Origin of the sequence: Methylobacterium litchii (assembly GCF_038442315.1) — a bacterium.
Lineage (GTDB): Bacteria > Pseudomonadota > Alphaproteobacteria > Rhizobiales > Beijerinckiaceae > Methylobacterium > Methylobacterium litchii.
Genome location: NZ_JBBXMY010000015.1, coordinates 39,673 through 56,541 on the forward strand (window position 1 = coordinate 39,673; position 16,869 = coordinate 56,541).

The 16,869-nt window shown below is 70.1% G+C and carries 16 protein-coding genes; 14 read left to right on the forward strand and 2 right to left on the reverse strand.

Annotated features, from left to right (window positions below; all coding sequences use genetic code 11):
* The first annotated feature begins 138 nt into the window (after nucleotides 1-138).
* From repA to AAHF99_RS21690, 8 genes are all read left to right on the forward strand, one after another.
* Nucleotides 139-1,359, forward strand: coding sequence for a plasmid partitioning protein RepA (gene repA / locus AAHF99_RS21655; RefSeq protein WP_409564722.1), 1,221 nt, complete (start codon nucleotides 139-141; stop codon nucleotides 1,357-1,359).
* Nucleotides 1,356-2,393 (forward strand): plasmid partitioning protein RepB, encoded by a 1,038-nt coding sequence (gene repB, locus AAHF99_RS21660; protein WP_342166533.1) that lies wholly within the window; start codon nucleotides 1,356-1,358, stop codon nucleotides 2,391-2,393. The genes repA and repB overlap by 4 nt, the downstream gene beginning before the upstream one ends.
* A gap of 186 nt (nucleotides 2,394-2,579) precedes the next feature.
* Nucleotides 2,580-3,845, forward strand: coding sequence for a plasmid replication protein RepC (repC, locus tag AAHF99_RS21665; RefSeq protein WP_342166534.1), 1,266 nt, complete (start codon nucleotides 2,580-2,582; stop codon nucleotides 3,843-3,845).
* A gap of 25 nt (nucleotides 3,846-3,870) precedes the next feature.
* Nucleotides 3,871-5,370, forward strand: coding sequence for a DUF2252 domain-containing protein (locus AAHF99_RS21670; RefSeq protein WP_342166535.1), 1,500 nt, complete (start codon nucleotides 3,871-3,873; stop codon nucleotides 5,368-5,370).
* A gap of 43 nt (nucleotides 5,371-5,413) precedes the next feature.
* Complete coding sequence (locus AAHF99_RS21675; RefSeq protein WP_342166536.1) at nucleotides 5,414-6,082, forward strand: TenA family protein; 669 nt, start codon at nucleotides 5,414-5,416, stop codon at nucleotides 6,080-6,082.
* A 74-nt stretch (nucleotides 6,083-6,156) separates the two neighbouring features.
* The gene (locus tag AAHF99_RS21680; protein WP_342166538.1) at nucleotides 6,157-6,783 is read left to right on the forward strand and encodes a class I SAM-dependent methyltransferase; all 627 of its coding nucleotides are present in this window, start codon (nucleotides 6,157-6,159) and stop codon (nucleotides 6,781-6,783) included.
* 330 nt (nucleotides 6,784-7,113) lie between these two features.
* Nucleotides 7,114-8,367, forward strand: coding sequence for an alpha/beta hydrolase (locus AAHF99_RS21685; RefSeq protein ID WP_342166539.1), 1,254 nt, complete (start codon nucleotides 7,114-7,116; stop codon nucleotides 8,365-8,367).
* A gap of 59 nt (nucleotides 8,368-8,426) precedes the next feature.
* Nucleotides 8,427-8,840, forward strand: a complete 414-nt coding sequence (locus AAHF99_RS21690) for a DUF1236 domain-containing protein (protein ID WP_342166540.1) — start codon at nucleotides 8,427-8,429, stop codon at nucleotides 8,838-8,840.
* 124 nt (nucleotides 8,841-8,964) lie between these two features.
* Here AAHF99_RS21690 and AAHF99_RS21695 read toward each other — a convergent pair whose 3' ends face one another.
* Together AAHF99_RS21695 and AAHF99_RS21700 are read right to left on the reverse strand one after the other, a co-directional pair.
* Nucleotides 8,965-9,390 (reverse strand): hypothetical protein, encoded by a 426-nt coding sequence (locus tag AAHF99_RS21695; protein WP_342166541.1) that lies wholly within the window; start codon nucleotides 9,388-9,390, stop codon nucleotides 8,965-8,967.
* A 65-nt stretch (nucleotides 9,391-9,455) separates the two neighbouring features.
* Nucleotides 9,456-9,791 (reverse strand): hypothetical protein, encoded by a 336-nt coding sequence (locus AAHF99_RS21700; protein WP_342166542.1) that lies wholly within the window; start codon nucleotides 9,789-9,791, stop codon nucleotides 9,456-9,458.
* Between the two features lie 297 nt (nucleotides 9,792-10,088).
* On the opposite strand from AAHF99_RS21700, the gene atzD reads away from it, so the two are divergent.
* The 6 genes from atzD (at nucleotide 10,089) to AAHF99_RS21730 (ending at nucleotide 16,832) form a co-directional block, all read left to right on the forward strand.
* Nucleotides 10,089-11,195 carry a cyanuric acid amidohydrolase gene (gene atzD, locus AAHF99_RS21705; RefSeq protein WP_342166543.1) on the forward strand — a complete coding sequence of 369 codons (1,107 nt, stop codon included), beginning with the start codon at nucleotides 10,089-10,091 and terminating at the stop codon, nucleotides 11,193-11,195.
* Nucleotides 11,196-11,199: 4 nt separating this feature from the next.
* Nucleotides 11,200-12,621, forward strand: coding sequence for a dihydropyrimidinase (gene hydA, locus AAHF99_RS21710; RefSeq protein ID WP_342166544.1), 1,422 nt, complete (start codon nucleotides 11,200-11,202; stop codon nucleotides 12,619-12,621).
* A gap of 71 nt (nucleotides 12,622-12,692) precedes the next feature.
* The gene (locus tag AAHF99_RS21715; protein WP_342166545.1) at nucleotides 12,693-13,685 is read left to right on the forward strand and encodes an ABC transporter ATP-binding protein; all 993 of its coding nucleotides are present in this window, start codon (nucleotides 12,693-12,695) and stop codon (nucleotides 13,683-13,685) included.
* 35 nt (nucleotides 13,686-13,720) lie between these two features.
* Nucleotides 13,721-14,995 (forward strand): ABC transporter substrate-binding protein, encoded by a 1,275-nt coding sequence (locus AAHF99_RS21720; RefSeq protein WP_342166546.1) that lies wholly within the window; start codon nucleotides 13,721-13,723, stop codon nucleotides 14,993-14,995.
* The gene (locus AAHF99_RS21725; RefSeq protein WP_342166547.1) at nucleotides 14,992-15,936 is read left to right on the forward strand and encodes an ABC transporter permease; all 945 of its coding nucleotides are present in this window, start codon (nucleotides 14,992-14,994) and stop codon (nucleotides 15,934-15,936) included. Before AAHF99_RS21720 ends, AAHF99_RS21725 begins: the two co-directional genes overlap by 4 nt.
* Nucleotides 15,937-15,941: 5 nt before the next feature.
* Nucleotides 15,942-16,832, forward strand: coding sequence for an ABC transporter permease (locus AAHF99_RS21730; protein ID WP_342166548.1), 891 nt, complete (start codon nucleotides 15,942-15,944; stop codon nucleotides 16,830-16,832).
* Nucleotides 16,833-16,869: the final 37 nt, after the last annotated feature.

Here is a 16,869-nt window from a genome sequence, read left to right on the forward strand (position 1 = left end):
GCCCACAGGCGAGTCTCCGGCCAAGCTTGCCTTCCCGCGACGGGGGACTCGACTCTCGCTTGCGAATCGTGGCTGCTTAGGGTCAGTTGCAGTTTGTTCGCCATTCTGGCGCTTTTTCTGCAAGCGGGGCCCGAGAGGATGAACCAGCATACGGGCGCGCACAGCGTCGCCCCCCCTCCCCCCGTGTCGCCCGCCGCCATGATCGGCGGGCATGCCACGATCCTGCGCGAGCAACTTCAGGCCATCTCCTCCGGCCTGTTCCCGCCGAGCTCGGCCAAGACCCTGCGCCGCTTCACCTCGACCGAGGTCGCGCGGATGGTGGGTGTCACCGTCTCGCGGATCCAGCAACTCGCCGCCGAAGGGCTCGGCCCGCAGCCGGAGGTGTCCTCGACCGGTCGCCGTTCGTACAGCCTCGCCGATGTCCACGCCCTGCGCGCCTATCTCGATGAGAACACCCGCGGCGGACGGCGCTACCAGCCGCGGCGGGGCGAGGACGATCACCTGCAGGTCATCGCGATCGCCAACTTCAAGGGCGGTTCCGGCAAGACCACCACCACGGCCCATCTCGCCCAACATCTGGTCCTCAAAGGTTACCGGGTCCTTGCCCTGGATCTCGATCCACAGGCCAGCATGTCGGCTTTGCTCGGCGTTCAGCCGGAACTGGAGGTCGGCGAGAACGAGACCCTCTACGGCGCGATCCGCTACGATGCGGAGCGTCGCCCGCTCGAGGCGATCATCCGGCAGACCTACTTCACCGGGCTCGACCTCGTGCCCGCCAACCTCGAACTGATGGAGTTCGAGCACGAGACCCCCCGCGCCCTCGGCGAGCGACGCCCCGGCGAGCCGCTGTTCTTCGACCGGGTGGCGCGCGCCCTCGAATCGGTCGAGGACCGCTATGACGTGGTGGTGATCGATTGCCCGCCGCAGCTCGGCTACCTCACCCTCTCCGCTCTCTGCGCCGCCTCGGGGCTCCTCGTGACCGTGCATCCGCAGATGCTCGACGTCGCCTCGATGAGCCAGTTCCTGGCCATGACGGAGGATCTGCTCGGCGTGGTGACGGAGCACGGCGGCAAGCTGCAATACGATTGGCTGCGCTACCTCATCACCCGCTACGAGCAGCACGACGCGCCGCAGACCCGCATCGTCGGGATGCTTCGCACGCTGTTCGAGGACGCGGTGCTGACGGCGCCGATGCTGAAATCCTCGGCGGTGTCGGATGCCGGCCTGTCGAAGCAGACGCTCTACGAGATCGGCCGGGAGGGGGTGACCCGCTCGACCTATGACCGGGCGCTCGAAGCGCTCGATGCCGTCAACAGCGAGATCGAGAGCCTGATCCGCGCCGCCTGGGGGCGGGCATGAGCCGACGCTCCAACCTCGACGCCCTGTTCGGGGCCAAGCCGGCGCCGAAGCCGGCCGCGAGCCCGGACGCGTTTGCAGATGCAAACCCTGAGGCAAAGGCGGCGGAGTTTGCACCTGCAAACCCCCCTGCCCCGCCGCCGGAGCGCCGACGCAGTGGCGCCATCGGTGCGATGAGCAACACCCTGCGCGGCCTCGCCGCGAAGGCGGATGCCGCCGCGATCCTCGAACAGGGCGCGGCGGTCATCGACCTCGACCCGAGCCTGATCGATGCGTCGTTCATCGCCGACCGCGTAGCGGATGCGAACGATGTCGGGCTTGGCTCGCTGGTTGAGAGCATTCGCGAGAGCGGGCAGCAGGTCCCCGTGCTGGTGCGCCCTCACCCCACGGCGAGCGGCCGCTACCAGATCGCCTTCGGCCGCCGCAGGACGCGGGCCGCCCAGGTGCTGGAACGGCCGGTGCGGGCCATCGTCCGGCCTCTCACGGATGCCGAGCTCGTCATCGCGCAGGGCAAGGAGAACCTGGAGCGGCGGGACCTCAGCTACATCGAGCGTGCGTTCTTCGCCCTGCGCCTGGAGGAGCACGGCTTCCCGCGCGAGACGATCACCGCCGCGATGGGCGTAGGCAAGGGCGACCTCTCGACCCTCATCTCGGTCGCGCGCAGCGTGCCGGAGGATGTCCTCACGGCGATCGGCCCGGCCCCGGCCGCCGGACGGCCGCGCTGGATGCTGCTGGCCGAGCGCATCAAGGGCGCCGAGCGCGCCGCACTCACGGGCTTGATGGGCGATCCAGCGTTCCAGGCCAAGGGCACCGACGAGCGCTTCGCGGCGATCTTCGCGACGCTGGCCCCGAAGCAGGAGCGCAAGCCCAAGGCGCAGGTCTGGAAGGACGACCGGGGGCGGAAGCTCGCCCGCGTGGAGCGTTCGACCGACCGGGTCGCGCTTGCGTTCGATGAGACACTCGAACCGGGTCTGGCGGACTACGTCCTCGATCGGCTTCCCGAGATCCTTGCGGCCTACCGGCAGAGCAAGGGCTAACCCCGACCTGCGGCACCAACGAAAGGAGACGAGATCACCGCAAAAAGAAAGGGCCCCCCGAACCGCGTCCGGAAGACCCTCTCTCGTCCTAAGCAAACGTAGAGAATCACATCTCCCGGCACATCGTCAAGCAGTTTGACGTCGATTCGGCGAACGCCCGGTCTTTGCCCGGTGCTCGGCCAGACGATGAACCTGCATCTCACGACGCCCTTTGGGCGGCGTCCGCTGACGGCTGCGCAGATCGATGCACAGGCGAAGGCGGCCGGCTGCCCGGACGCGATCACCGTCAACAAGTGGTCCGTCTTCCGTGACATCGCCGCCGCGCGGGGCAGGCTCGGCCTGTCAGACCGGGCGCTTGCCGTCCTCGACGCGCTCCTGACCTTCCATCCCGATACGACGCTGACGCGCGGGGAGGGGTGCGAACTCGTGGTGTTCCCCTCGAATGCCGCGCTGGCCCTGCGGGCGCATGGCATGGCCGAGCCTAGCCTCCGGCGGCATCTCGCGGCCCTGGTCGAGGCCGGCATCGTCATCCGCCGCGACAGCCCGAACGGCAAGCGCTACGCGCGTCGGGGGCAGGGCGGGGCGGTCTCGCAGGCCTTCGGCTTCGACATCACGCCCCTCGTCGCCCGCGCCGCCGAGTTCGCAGCCGAGGCCGAGGCGGTGCGCGCTGCAGCCCTGGCCCTGCGGATCGCCCGCGAACGCCTGACGCTGCTGCGGCGGGACTGCATGAAGCTGATCCTGGCTCTGGAGGCGGAAGGCGGGGAGGGGAGCGCAGAGCCCCTGCGGACCCGGTACCGGACCATCCTCGCGGCCCTCGGCCGGTCGGCCGGGCTCGCCGATCTAGGCACGGCAACGGAGGCCTTGTCCGAACTGAGCGTCGATGTGGGCAAGCTGTTGCTCGCGCACGCGGATGCGTCGGATTCGAGCGGCAATGCCTTTCAGGATGAGCGGCACAAACAGAGTTCAAACCCCAAACTCCCTGATACTGAACCGGCCTTCGAGATGGTGGAGAAGGAACCGTCGGCGGGTCTCGAACCGAAGGCGGTGGATGCGGGACGCTCCGGCGGGGTGAGGGGGGCCACGTATCCCCTGGGCATCGTCCTCGATGCCTGCCCGGACATCACCGACTATGCGCGGGAGGGCATCCGCACCTGGCGCGATCTCGTGGAGACGGCCGATGTCGCCCGCTCCGCCCTGGGGATCAGTCCCCATGCGTGGCGCGAGGCGCAGGACGTGATGGGGGCGGATACCGCTGCCGTGACGGTGGCGGCGATCCTGCAGCGCTGCGAGCAGATCAAGAGCCCCGGCGGCTATCTGCGGTCGCTGGTGGAGCGGAAGAGGGCAGGGGAGTACAGCCTCGCTCCGGTCCTGCAAGCCCTGATCCGGGCGCGGTTGAAGGGGCGGGAGAACCCCGTGCCGGCGGATGCAGTGAATCGACGTTTGGGGCGTTAGCGTGGGCGGAACACGGGTGAGGGCGATGGAACGGTCTACGCAAGCCACGGGCACGACCCCGGACATCGACGATCGACGGGACGGGCTGGTCGAGGCGGCGGAGGATGGCGTGCTTGAGCCGTTGGCGGATTTCCCGCGCATCAACCTGCGGGCCGGCGTTGAGCCGTGGGACAAGCGCCGTGCGGCCGGCAAGTCGCTGCGGATGGAGATCCCGCACGCCGCCCATGCCATCCTCGCGACCGGTTCGGATCGCCCCGATCCGGTGAGCCTCATCGAGGCCGCGCATGAGGGGCGGCAGGCGCATCTCCTGCCCTTGCGCGTCGCGCGTATGGCCTCCTCGCCCTTCGCGTTCCTGCGCGGGGCGGCGCAGGTCATGGCCTGGGATCTGGCACAGGGTCCGCGCACCGCGATCAACGTGGTGATGAACGGGGACGCCCACATCTCCAATTTCGGCCTGTTCGGCTCGCCGCAGGGCGACGTGGTGCTCGATCTCAACGATTTCGACGAGGTCACGGTCGGCCCGTGGGAGTGGGACCTGAAGCGGCTCTGCGCCAGCATCGAGGTCGCGGGGCGCGATGCCGACCTCCCCGTCGCCGAGCGCCGGGAGGCGGTCGTGAGCGCCGTGTCGGGCTACCAGTTCACCATGGACGATCTGGCGCCCTGCGGGTCGCTCGATGTGTGGCGGCGGGCGTCACGGGCCGACGACCTCACCTTCGCGGGTGTCGAGATCGATGCCCGCTCCCAGGCCGTCGTGGCGAAGGCCGTGGAGAAGGCGCGGCGGAAGAACAACAAGAGCCTCCTCGACCGGGTGGGTGAGCGGCGCACGGACGGGGGCTGGCGCTTCCGCGAGGAGCCGCCGATCCTCGTCCGCGTCGATGAGGCGACCCGCGAGGCCATCACGACGGGCCTGGAGCGCTACGCCGAAACCCTGCCGCGCGAGCGGCGCTTCATGCTCAGCCGCTATCAGGTGGTGGATGTGGCGCACCGGGTCGTGGGCGTCGGCAGCGTCGGCACCCGGGCCTATGTCGCCCTGCTCTTCGGCAATTCGGATCAAGATGCGCTTTTCCTGCAGGTGAAGGAGGCCGTGCGCCCGGCCCATGCACCGTACCTGCGCGGCATGCCGGAGCCCTATGCCAGCCACGAGGGCGAGCGGGTGATCTACGGGCAGCGCCTGCTGCAGGCGGTGGGCGATCCGCTCCTCGGGTGGACCTCGATCGAGGGGCGGCCGTTCTACGTGCGGCAGATGAAGAACATGAAGGGCGAGATCCCGATCGCGCGGATGACGGGGCAATCCCTGCTCTACTTCTCCCACGCCTACGGGGCGCTGCTGGCCAAGGCCCATGCCCGGACGGGGGACGCGGCGGCCATCGCGGGCTATTGCGGCCATACGGGGCGCATCGACCTCCGCGAGGCCATCGCCGACTGGGCCAGCCTCTACGGGGACCGGAACGCCAAGGATTACCAGACCTTCCTCGATGCCATCGCGGCCGGACGGCTCGCGGCGGCGGCCGACCCCGTCCTCTGACCGACGTTTGTTCATGATGTGTTCGATTCAGCGGGGAGCCGGCATGGACGTCTTCGAGCGCTTGAGGGCGGCGGCGCCCGACGAATGGGCCCGTTACGTCGAGCATCCCTTCGTGCGCCAGCTCGGCGACGGGACGCTGCCCGAGGCGGCCTTCCGCGCCTATCTGGTGCAGGATTACCTGTTCCTGATCCAGTTCGCGCGGGCCTATGCGCTGGCCGCCTACAAGAGCCGGACGACGGAGGACATCCGGGCCGCGCAGGCCGGGCTCGCCGCCATCCTGGACGAGACGGAACTGCATATCCGGCTGTGCGCCCGCTGGGGCATCGGGGTGGACGAACTCGCCGCCACGCCGGAGGAGGCCGCGACGGTCGCCTATACGCGCTTCGTGCTGGATTGCGGAGCGGCCGGAGATCTCCTCGATCTGCACGTCGCCCTCGCACCCTGCGTCGTGGGCTACGCCGTGATCGGGGAGGCCCTGGCGCCGGACGGCGTCGCGGCCCTGGCGGACCACCCGTACCGCGAGTGGATCGGCGAATATGCCGGGCAACCCTATCGCGCCGTCGCGGCGCGGGCCCGCGCCCATCTCGACGCCCTCGCGGCGCGGTCCCTGACGGAGGCCCGCTGGCCCGATCTCGTGGCGACCTTCGCCGCCGCCTCGCGGCTGGAGGCCGACTTCTGGCAGATGGGCCTGGATCGAAGCGTATCCCCGTGAGGCGGGGGAGGGGAATCCGGCCGGGATGCCCTACATCAGGCCTGTCGGGTGCAGCGGGCGAGCGGGGACGATCCATGAGCGACCTGACCGGATTGCCCCCCGAAGCCTTCGCCAAGCAGGACGAGACGCCGGACACCCTCTTCTACGCGCAGCCGCGCTTCGTCACGCATATCGACGACGCGGCCATCGCCGCCGTGACCGACCTCTACCGCACGTACCTGCCGTCCGGCGGACGGATCCTCGACCTGATGTCGAGTTGGGTGAGCCACCTGCCGGTGGAAGCCGCCTACGACGCCGTGATCGGCCATGGCCTCAACGCGCGCGAACTTGCCGCCAACCCGCGCCTGACGCAGCGTTTCGTGCAGGATCTCAACGCCGATCCGATCCTGCCCCTCGACACGGGCGGCGTCGATGCGGCCCTCGTCTGTGTCGGGGTGCAATACCTTCAGGATCCCGTGGCCGTCCTGCGCGAGGTCGCGCGGGTGCTCGCGCCCGACGGCCGCGTCGTCATCACGTTCTCCAACCGGTGTTTTCCGACGAAGGCGGTGGCCATCTGGCGCGCCGTCGGCGGCGACGATCAGGCCCGGCTCATCGAGCTCTATCTCCGGCAGGCCGGGTTCACCGGCATCGAAGCCTACGCCGTCCTGCCCGACGGCGGCCCCGGCGATCCGCTCTGGGCGGTGATCGGCCGAACGGCCTGATCCCGGCTGCCCCGTTCACCGTCTGCCTCGTGGTGCTCGGCCGCCACGTCGACAGCCTGGAATTCCTCGATATCCTGCTCGGCGACCGCGCGCCGCTCACGCCCGTCGAGAACGTCTACCAGCGCATGCTGGCCCGCGACCCCGACACTGGCCGAACGGACGCACCCCCGAAACGAGGCCGTGCCGGACCCGGCGCCGCCGCAATCATCGGGCATCCGGGTCCGGGTAGGATTTGGTAAACCATTATCCCGCCCTGCCTTACCGAGGTGTGTCGCGGGGATGCCGGTGTACGGGACGTTCATGGGGACAGGGGGAGCGGTGCGAGGCCTCGTGGCCGCTGCCGCCCTCACGCTGCTGGCCGGGTGCGCCGGCCGCCCGACCGGGGTGCTGCTTCCCGTCGCCGCCGTCGAGACCATCCCCGGCGCCTCGCGGGTCGACATGCTGGTCGCGACCACCCGCAAATCCGCCTCCGACCGTGGCGTGCTGTTCTCCGGCGAGCGCGGCGACGCGGTGACGTACACGGACCTGTCCGTGTCGATCCCGCCCGATGGGACGCGCCAGCCCGGTTCCGTGCAATGGCCCCGGACGCTGCCCGGAAACCCCGCCACCGATTTCGTCGCGCTCCGGGTCGAGCCGGTCGCGCGGGCCGACGTCCCCGCCTGGACCGGCCGGGCCGTCCGGCGCGGGGCCAAGCGCCATGTTCTGGTGTTCGTCCACGGCTTCAACAACAAGTTCGAGGATGCCGTCTTCCGGTTCGCGCAGATCGTGCACGATTCCGGGGCCGAGGTGGCCCCGGTGCTGTTCACGTGGCCGTCCAAGGGCTCCGTCCTCGCCTATGGCTACGACCGGGAGAGCACCAACTTCTCCCGCAACGGCCTCGAAACGGTGCTGAGGGACCTCGCCCGCGACCCGAATGTCGGCGAGGTCACGGTGCTCGCCCATTCCATGGGCAACTGGCTGACCCTGGAGAGCCTGCGCCAGATGGCCATCCGCGACCGGCGGGTGGCCCCCAAGATCCGCAACGTCATCCTCGCCGCGCCGGACGTGGACATGGACCTCGCCCGCGAGGCGTTCCGCGACATGGGCCCGAACCGGCCCCGGCTGACCCTAATGGTGTCCGGCGACGACCAGGCCCTGGCGGTCTCCCGGCTCGTCTGGGGCGACAGCGTGCGCCTCGGGGCCATCGACCCGGCGGCCGAGCCGTACAAGTCCGAGCTGGAGCGCCAGAACATCGGCGTCCTGAATCTCTCAACCGTGAAGGGCGACGATCCGCTCAATCACGGCAAGTTCGCCTCCGGGGACGTGGTCGCCCTGCTGGGCAAGCGCCTCGCCGACGGCCAACCGATCTCGGACGGGCAGGTCGGCATCGGCGACAGGCTGGTGAGCACGGCGGCCGGCGCCGCCTCCACGGTGGCGACCGGCGCGGCCCTGGCGGTGGCGGCCCCGGTGGCCCTCGTGGATCCGCAGACCCGCGAGACCTACGGCGAGCACCTGTCCCATGTCGGCTCGGGGCTCCGGGACACGGTCGGCTCCACGGTCGACCTCGCCGGCGCACCGGTGCGGGCCATGACCGGGGCGCGCTGACCCGGCGCGCCGACACACGACGACGAGGCCGGACTCGCCGGCACTTTGGGGGAATGACGATGACCTGCAAACTCGCATGGGCCGCGATGGCGGCGATTCTGGCCTGGACGGGGGCCGCGCATGCCCAGGGGCTCGAACGCGGGGCCCGGGACGGGGCGAACCGGGGCGAGATGATCGCAGGCCCGCTCGGCGCCGTCGTCGGCGGTGCGGTCGGGGCGGCGGTTGGCACGGCCAACGGCATCCTCGGCATCGACCGGCGAGAGCGCTTCCGCATCTACGCCACGGGCGAGCGCCGTCCGTCCTTCTCCTATCCGGGCCGGGTGAGCGTCGGCACCGTCCTGCCGGAGGACGGCGTCGTCTATTACGACGTCCCCCCCGAATTCGCCCTGCCGAGCTACAACTACACGGTCGTGAACGACCACCCGGTGCTGGTGGACCCGCGCACGCGCCGCGTGGTCGAGGTCATCGACTAGGCGGCCTGCTCCTTCACGATCACGGAGACCTTGCCGTCGCGTTCGACGATGGCGACGGCGACCCGTCGCCGTTGGCGAGTTCACGCTCGCTGAACGGCCCGTGCCCGGGCACGGTTGTGCCGCCTCAGGCGGCGACGGGCTTCACCTTGCGGATCGTGCCGTCGAACGCGACGTGGAGTTCGTGGCGGGCTCCGTCCTTCGTGCCGACGATCTCGAAGTGCTTGGGCTTGCGCTTCGGCTCGCCCTCGACGGCGTATCCCTCGTCCTTCGCTGCCGCGATGGCGGCCGACGGGTCGGCCTCGTCCTGATCCGGCTTCGCCGGCCATGTGATTGCGCGGGCGGCGTCCTGGTTCAAGGTGATGGACGTCACCTTGATCTCCGTCGGCCTGCGCTCGCCCTTGAGGGAGATTGTGTCGCCGACGGCGACCGTCAGACCCTCCGCGCCCTTCGGGCCGAGGTCGGCGAGGAAGCGCCCCCCGGTTCCCTCGATGGCCAGGCGATGACCGAAGACGGCCCAGACCGTCCCTGAGACTTCCTGCGTGTCGTTCATGTGAGTGGTGTTCTCCAAAGAAGGTCCGGGCCGCGACGGACTGCGCGGCCCGGTCGGACTCGGTGTCAGCGCGCGTCTGCGGGCTTGAGGGTCGAGAGCTTGTCGAGGAGCTGGAGCGTGATGTCGGCGCAGGCCTTCATCGGCTCGTCGTCGGCGCATTTCACATCGATGCGCGTATCGCCCCGCTCGACAGCGAAGTGCGCGCCCTTCGACGGCGGCGGCGGCGGCGGCGGGGGAGGGGGCGGGGCGTCCGGGCCGCGACGGGGACCGCCGGGGGGCGGGGGCGGTGGGGCCTCGGCGCGACCGCGCGGGCCGTCGGGCGGGGGCGGGGCCGGCTGCGCCACGGCGGCGGTGGCGAACAGCAGCGCGGTGGCGCCGAGCAGGGCGGCGGTCTTCGTCATCATCCATTCCTCAAGGAAGGGCGCCTCGCTGCGCCGGGGTATCGAACGTGCGAGGTCACTCCGGGATCGCCGGGTGAGCCCGATTGATGGATCACGGTGTCGAAATCGGCCCTGAACCGCGCCGTTCAGCCCCGGTTAGGGAAACCCGGCCCCGGCGGGGCGCCCCAGTTTCACCGGTGATGGTCCGCTTCGTGCTTGCCCGCGAGGGGCAGTCCCGGCCGTGCCAGCCCCTCCCGCCGCTTGTCGCGCGGACGGGTGACGGGTCCGCGCTCCGTCCCACCCCGATCCGGTTCCCCCATGCCCGAATGCCTCGTCTTCCGCGTGCCCGCGCAGCATCCCGCCGATGTCTCCGGGGTGATGGACCTCGTCGCCTCCGGGATGGTGGGCGCGTCCGAGATCGTCGCGATCTTCGGCAAGACCGAGGGCAATGGCTGCGTGAACGATTTCACCCGGCAACTCGCGGTGAAGGCGCTGGAGACGGCGCTCGCCGGCGCCATCGGCTGCACGGCGGCGGAAGTCGGAGCCCGGATCGCTCTCGTCATGTCCGGCGGAACGGAGGGCGGGCTGTCGCCGCATTTCCTCGTCCTCGCCCGGCGGGAGGGCCCTGCGGCGGGGGAGGGGAGGGCGCTCGCCATCGGCACGGACTTCACCCCGGAGTTCCGGCCGGAGGAGATCGGCCGGATGGCGCAGGTCGAGGCGACCGCGACGGCGGTCGGCCGGGCCATGGCCGGGGCGGGGCTCGCCGACCCCGCCGACGTGCATTTCGTGCAGGTGAAGTGCCCGCTGCTGACGAGCGCCCGGATCGCCGAAGCCGCCGCCCGGGGCCACGGCGTCGCCACGCACGACACCTACGCCTCGATGGGCCTGTCCCGGGGCGCCTCGGCACTGGGCATCGCCGTCGCCCTCGGGGAGGTCGATCGCGACGCGCTCTCGGATTCGGCCATCGGCGCCCGGCGCGACCTGTTCTCCGGCCGCGCCAGCGCTTCAGCGGGGATCGAACTGATGCGCAACGAGATCATCGTGCTCGGCAATGCGCCGGGCTGGACCGGCCCCCTCGCCATCGCCCACCGGGTCATGGAAGACGGCATCGACCTGCCCGCGATCCTGGGGGTGCTCACCGATCTCGGCTTGCCGGGGGCGGGGCAGTTGCCGCCGGAGGCGTCGGCGCGGGTGATCGCCCTGCTGGCCAAGGCCGAGCCGTCCCACGACGGCCTGATCCGGGGCCAACGCCACATCATGAACGACGATAGCGACATCAACGCCACCCGCCACGCCCGCGCCCTGGTCGGCGGGGTGGCCGCCGCCGCCCTCGGCCGGACGGACCTGTTCGTCTCCGGCGGCGCCGAGCATCAGGGGCCGGATGGCGGCGGCCCGGTGGCCATCATCGCCCGCGTGAGGAACTGACGCCGTGCCCGAGTTCGACCTCGCCATCCGCAACGGCACGGTGGTGACCGCCGCCGACACCCTGCGCGCCGATATCGGCATCCGCGACGGGCGCATCGCCGCCGTGGCCGAGCGGATCACCGATGCCGCCCGCACCGTCGATGCCTCCGGCCTCCTCGTGCTGCCGGGGGGCATCGACAGCCATGTCCACATCGCGCAGGCCTCAGGGCCCGGCATCGTCATGGCCGACGACTTCGCCTCCGCGACACGGGCGGCGGCGGCCGGTGGCAACACCTGCGTGATGCCCTTCGCCCTCCAGCCCCGGGGGGCGTCCCTGCGGCAGGCGACCCACGCCTACCGGGCCCTCGCCGAGGGCCAATGCCACATCGACGTGGCGATCCATCTCATCGTCTCGGACCCGACCCCGGCGGTGCTCGGCCAGGAGTTGCCGGCTCTGATCGCCGAGGGCTACACCTCATTCAAGGTCTTCATGACCTATGACGACCTCGTCCTGAACGACCGGCAGATCCTCGACGTGTTCGACCTCGCCCGCCGGGAGGGCGCCCGCGTAATGGTCCATGCCGAGGGCTACGACACCATCCGCTACATGAGCGAGAAGCTGGAGCGGGCCGGGCAGACGGCGCCCTACGGCCACGCCCTGTCGCGGCCGGAACTGGTGGAGCGCGAGGCGGCGCACCGGGCGATCTCCCACGCCGAACTCGTGGACCTGCCCATCGTCATCGTCCACGTCTCGGGGGAGCAGGCGATGGAGCAGATCGCCTGGGCCCGCGGGCGGGGGCTGAAGATCCACGCCGAGACCTGCCCGCAATACCTGACCCTCACCGCCGAGGACCTGAAGGGCCGGGGCGAGGCAGACCCGATGGCGGGGGCGAAGTACGTCTGCTCGCCCCCGCCCCGCGATACGGCGAGCCAGGCCGCGATCTGGCGCGGGCTGCAGGGGGGCGTGTTCGAGATCGTTTCCTCGGACCATTGCCCGTTCCGCTACGACGACGCGCAGGGAAAGCTGAACCCGCGGGGGAAGGACTCCTTCCGCTACGTCCCCAACGGCATCCCCGGCATCGAGACCCGTCTGCCGATCCTGTTCTCCGAGGGCGTCTCGGCCGGGCGCCTCTCCCTGAACCGCTTCGTGGAATTGACCGCGACGAACCACGCCAAGCTCTACGGCCTCTATCCGCGCAAGGGCTCCATCGGCGTCGGCTTCGACGCGGACCTGACCCTGTGGGACCCGAACCGGAAGGAGACGATCACGCAGGCCAACCTCCACCACGGGGCGGACTACACCCCCTGGGAGGGGTTCCGGGTGACGGGCTGGCCGGTGATGACTCTCGCGCGGGGGGAGGTCGTGGCCGAGGACGGCCGGGTCGTCGGCGAGCCCGGACGGGGCCGGGTGCTCGACCGGTCCGTGCAGGCCACACCCCCGCTCTGATCGCCCGATTCCCGGCCCGCTCGGGGGCCGACTGGCCCGTCCCTTGCTGGGCTGGATGCGGGGAGAATGGCATGGATGTGGAGCTGATCCAGCTGACCAAGCGCTACGGCCAGACCGTGGCGGTGGACGGCATCGACCTGAAGGTCCGGTCGGGGGCCTATTGCTGCCTGCTCGGCCCCTCGGGCTGCGGCAAGACCACGACCCTGCGGATGATCGGCGGGCACGAGACGGTCTCGTCCGGCGATGTGGTCATCGGCCCCAAGGCGGTGGGCGACGCGACGCCCGCCGAGCGCGGCACCGCGATGATGTTCCAGAGCTACGCCCTGTTCCCGCATCTCAACTGCCGGGACAACGTCGCCTTCAGCCTGCGGATGCGCGGCGTCGGCAAGGCCGAGCGGCGGGCGAAGGCCCTCGCCATGCTCGACCTCGTGCAGATGGCCCACCTCGCCGAGCGCCTGCCGGCCCAGCTCTCGGGCGGCCAGCAGCAGCGGGTGGCGCTTGCCCGCGCCCTCGTCACCGGCCCCAAGGTGCTCCTCCTCGACGAGCCGCTCTCCGCCCTCGACCCGTTCCTGCGGGTGCGGATGCGGACGGAGCTGAAGCGGATCCAGGCCGAGCTCGGCCTCACCTTCATCCACGTCACCCACAGCCAGGAGGAGGCGATGGCCCTCTCCGACCTCGTGGTGGTGATGAACGGCGGGCGCATCGAGCAGGCCGCCGACCCGCGCACGGTGTTCGAGCGCCCGGCCACCGCCTTCGTCGCGCGCTTCATTGGCGGCCACAACGTCATCCGCCTGCCCGACGCTACCGAGATCGCCGTGCGCGCCGACCGGATGCGCCTCGGACCCGACGCCGGCGTCGAAGCGGTGCCGGCCAAGGTCGTGTCCATCGAGTACCAGGGCACCAGCGTGCATGTGGGCTTCGAGGCCGACGGCCTCGGCGGCGGCGCGCCCGCCGCCCTCACGGCGGTGATCGCGGACGGCGCCTATGCGGGCCGTCCCCTCGCCCTGGGGCAGACCGTGCCGCTCGGGTGGGATGCGGCAGCCGCCCACCGCCTGAGCGCCTGATCTCTAAGAATTCCAACGCGTCGAGGACCCTGCGCATGACCACCACGATCAAGCTCAGCCGCCGCACCCTGCTCCGGGGGGCGGGGGCCACCGGGCTCACCCTCGGCGCCGGGCCGATCACCGGCTTCCCGAACGTCATCGCCGCCGAGCCCGTGACCCTGCGCTACCTCGGCACCGCCGTGAACCAGTCCGCCGACATCGCCCGCAAGGTGAAGGAAGATCTCGGCATCACCATCGAGTACATCCCCGTCGTCACCGACGAGGTGACCAAGCGCGTGGTGACGCAGCCGAACTCCTTCGACCTCCTCGACACCGAGTTCTTCAGCCTCAAGAAACTTATCCCCTCGGGCAACATCCAGGGCATGGACGCCCGCCGGATCAAGCAGGCGGACAACATCACTCCGGTCTTCACCAAGGGCGAGGTCGGCGGCAAAAAGATCGGCGACCAGGGCACGGCGCCCAAGAAGGTGTTCTACCTGGAGGGGCAGAACTCCAAGAGCTTCGCCTCATCGCCGACCGAGTGGATCACCCTGATCCCCACCACCTACAACGCCGACACGCTGGGCATCCGCCCGGACCTGATCAAGCGCCCGGTCACGAGCTGGAAGGAGCTCCTGAACCCCGAGTTCAAGGGCAAGGCCTCGATCCTCAACATCCCCTCCATCGGCATCATGGATGCCGCCATGGTGATCGAGGCGACTGGCGACTACACCTATCCCGACAAGGGCAACATGACGAAGGCCGAGATCGACCGCACCATCAAGGTGCTGATCGAGGCCAAGCGCGCCGGCCAGTTCCGCGCCTTCTGGCAGGACTTCAACGAATCCGTGAACCTGATGGCCTCGGGCGAGACGGTGATCCAGTCCATGTGGTCGCCGGCCGTCACGAAGGTGCGCTCGCAGGGCGTGGCCTGCACCTACCAGCCCCTCAAGGAGGGCTACCGCGCCTGGGCGACGGGCTTCGGCCTGCCCAAGCCGTTGGCGGGCCGCAAGCTCGACGCGGCCTACGACTTCATCAACTGGTTCCTCTCCGGCTGGGCCGGCGCCTACCTCAACCGCCAGGGCTACTACTCGGCGGTGCTCGACACGGCCAAGGCCAACATGGAGCCCTATGAGTGGGCCTACTGGATGGAGGGCAAGCCCGCCGAGAAGGACATCAAGGGGCCGGACGGGAGCGTGCTGGAGAAGGCCGGCGCGGTGCGCGACGGTGGCTCCTTCGAGGCCCGGATGGGGTCCGTCGCGTGCTGGAACGCGGTGATGGACGAGAACACCTACATGGTCCGCAAGTGGAACGAGTTCATCGCCGCGTGACCGACGCCGTCCTGCCGGCCCTCGCCGAAACCCCGGCCGCGCCGGCCGCCGCGAGCCTCACCGCCAAGACCCGGCGCCGCCGGGCCCTGGCCTATGTCCAGGCGGCGCCGATGGCGTTCGTCTTCGCGGCCTTCTTCCTCGTGCCGCTGCTGCTGACCCTCATCGTCAGCTTCTGGGAGTACAACGAGTACGAGATCATCCCGTCCTTCACGGTGCAGAACTACGTCGACGTGTTCGACGGCTGCCTCAGCGTCGCCGACCCCTGCACGACGGTGAGGACCTACCTCTCGACCTTGAAGTTCTGCGCGCTGACCTGGGCCTTCACCCTGCTGATCGGCTTCACGGTGGCGTATTTCGTGGCCTTCCACGTCCGCTCGGCGACCATGCAGATGGCGCTGTTCCTCGTCTGCACGATCCCGTTCTGGACCTCGAACGTGATCCGCATGATCTCGTGGATCCCGCTCCTCGGCCGCAACGGCCTCGTCAACGACAGCCTCCAGGGGCTCGGGCTGATCGACCGGCCGATCGAGGGCCTGCTCTATTCCGACTTCGCGGTGGTGCTCGCCTTCGTACACCTCAACACGGTCTTCATGATCGTGCCGATCTTCAACAGCATGGCCCGGATCGACCGCGCGCTGATCGAGGCCGCCTACGATGCCGGGGCCAGCGGCTGGCAGACTCTGTGGCACGTCGTGGTCCCGCTGACGAAGCCCGGAATCGCCATCGGCTCGATCTTCGTCATCACCCTGGTGATGGGCGACTTCGTCACCGTCGGCGTCATGGGCGGCCAGCAGATCGCCTCCGTGGGCAAGGTGATCCAGGTGCAGATGTCGGCGCTGCAACTCCCGGCGGCGGCGGCGAACGCCGTGGTGCTGCTCGGCGCGGTGATGCTGATGATCGTCGCGATGACCCGGCTCATCGACCTGCGCAAGGAGCTGTGAGCGCCATGCGCGACCGCCCCCGCTCCCCCGCCTTCTACGGCCTCGCCGCGTTCTTCGCCCTCTTCGTCGCCTTCCTCTACGGGCCGACGCTGACGATCCTCGTCCTCAGCTTCCAGGGGCCGCAGGGGGGGCTGACCTTCCCGATGAACGGCGTCTCGACCCATTGGTTCGGGAAGCTCTGGGCAGGCGTCGGCATCGTCGACATCTGGGGCGCCCTGTGGCGCTCCCTGCGGCTGGGCCTCGTGGTGATGGCGCTCACCGTAGGGATCGCCTTCTTCGCGGGCCTCGCCTTCCGCAAGCGCTTCGCCGGGGAGGGGGCCCTGTTCACCGTCGCGGTGGCGAGCCTGATCGTGCCCTCCATCGTCGTGTCCCTCGGCATCGGGCTGGAATTCCGCCTCCTCGACGACGCGGTGAACGCAGTGGCCGCCGCCACCGGCTGGGGCTGGCCGCAGGATCACGGCACCCTGATGGGGCTCTACACCTCGGCGCTCGGCGCCCACCTGACGTGGACCCTGCCCTTCGGCCTCCTCATCATGTTCGCGGTCTTCAACCGGTTCGATCCGGCCTACGAGGAGGCCGCGCGGGACCTCGGGGCGACCGGGCCGCAGATCCTGCGCCACGTCGTGGTGCCGATCCTCGGGCCGTCGCTGGTCGGCGTCGCGCTGTTCGGCTTCACCCTGTCCTTCGACGAACTGGCCCGCACCAGCCAGGCCATCGGTGGCCGCAACACCCTGCCTCTCGAATTGCAGGGCCTGACGACGACGGTGACGACGCCGGAGATCTATGCGCTCGGCACCCTCACTACGGGGATGTCCCTGGCGGTGATCGCGACGGCGCTCGCCGCGAGCCTGTATCTCCAGCGGCGCAAGGCGCGGCGCGGGTTGCGCCTTGGGTGAGGGGCCGCGCCCTTCATCTTTGGTGGACCGAACGCAC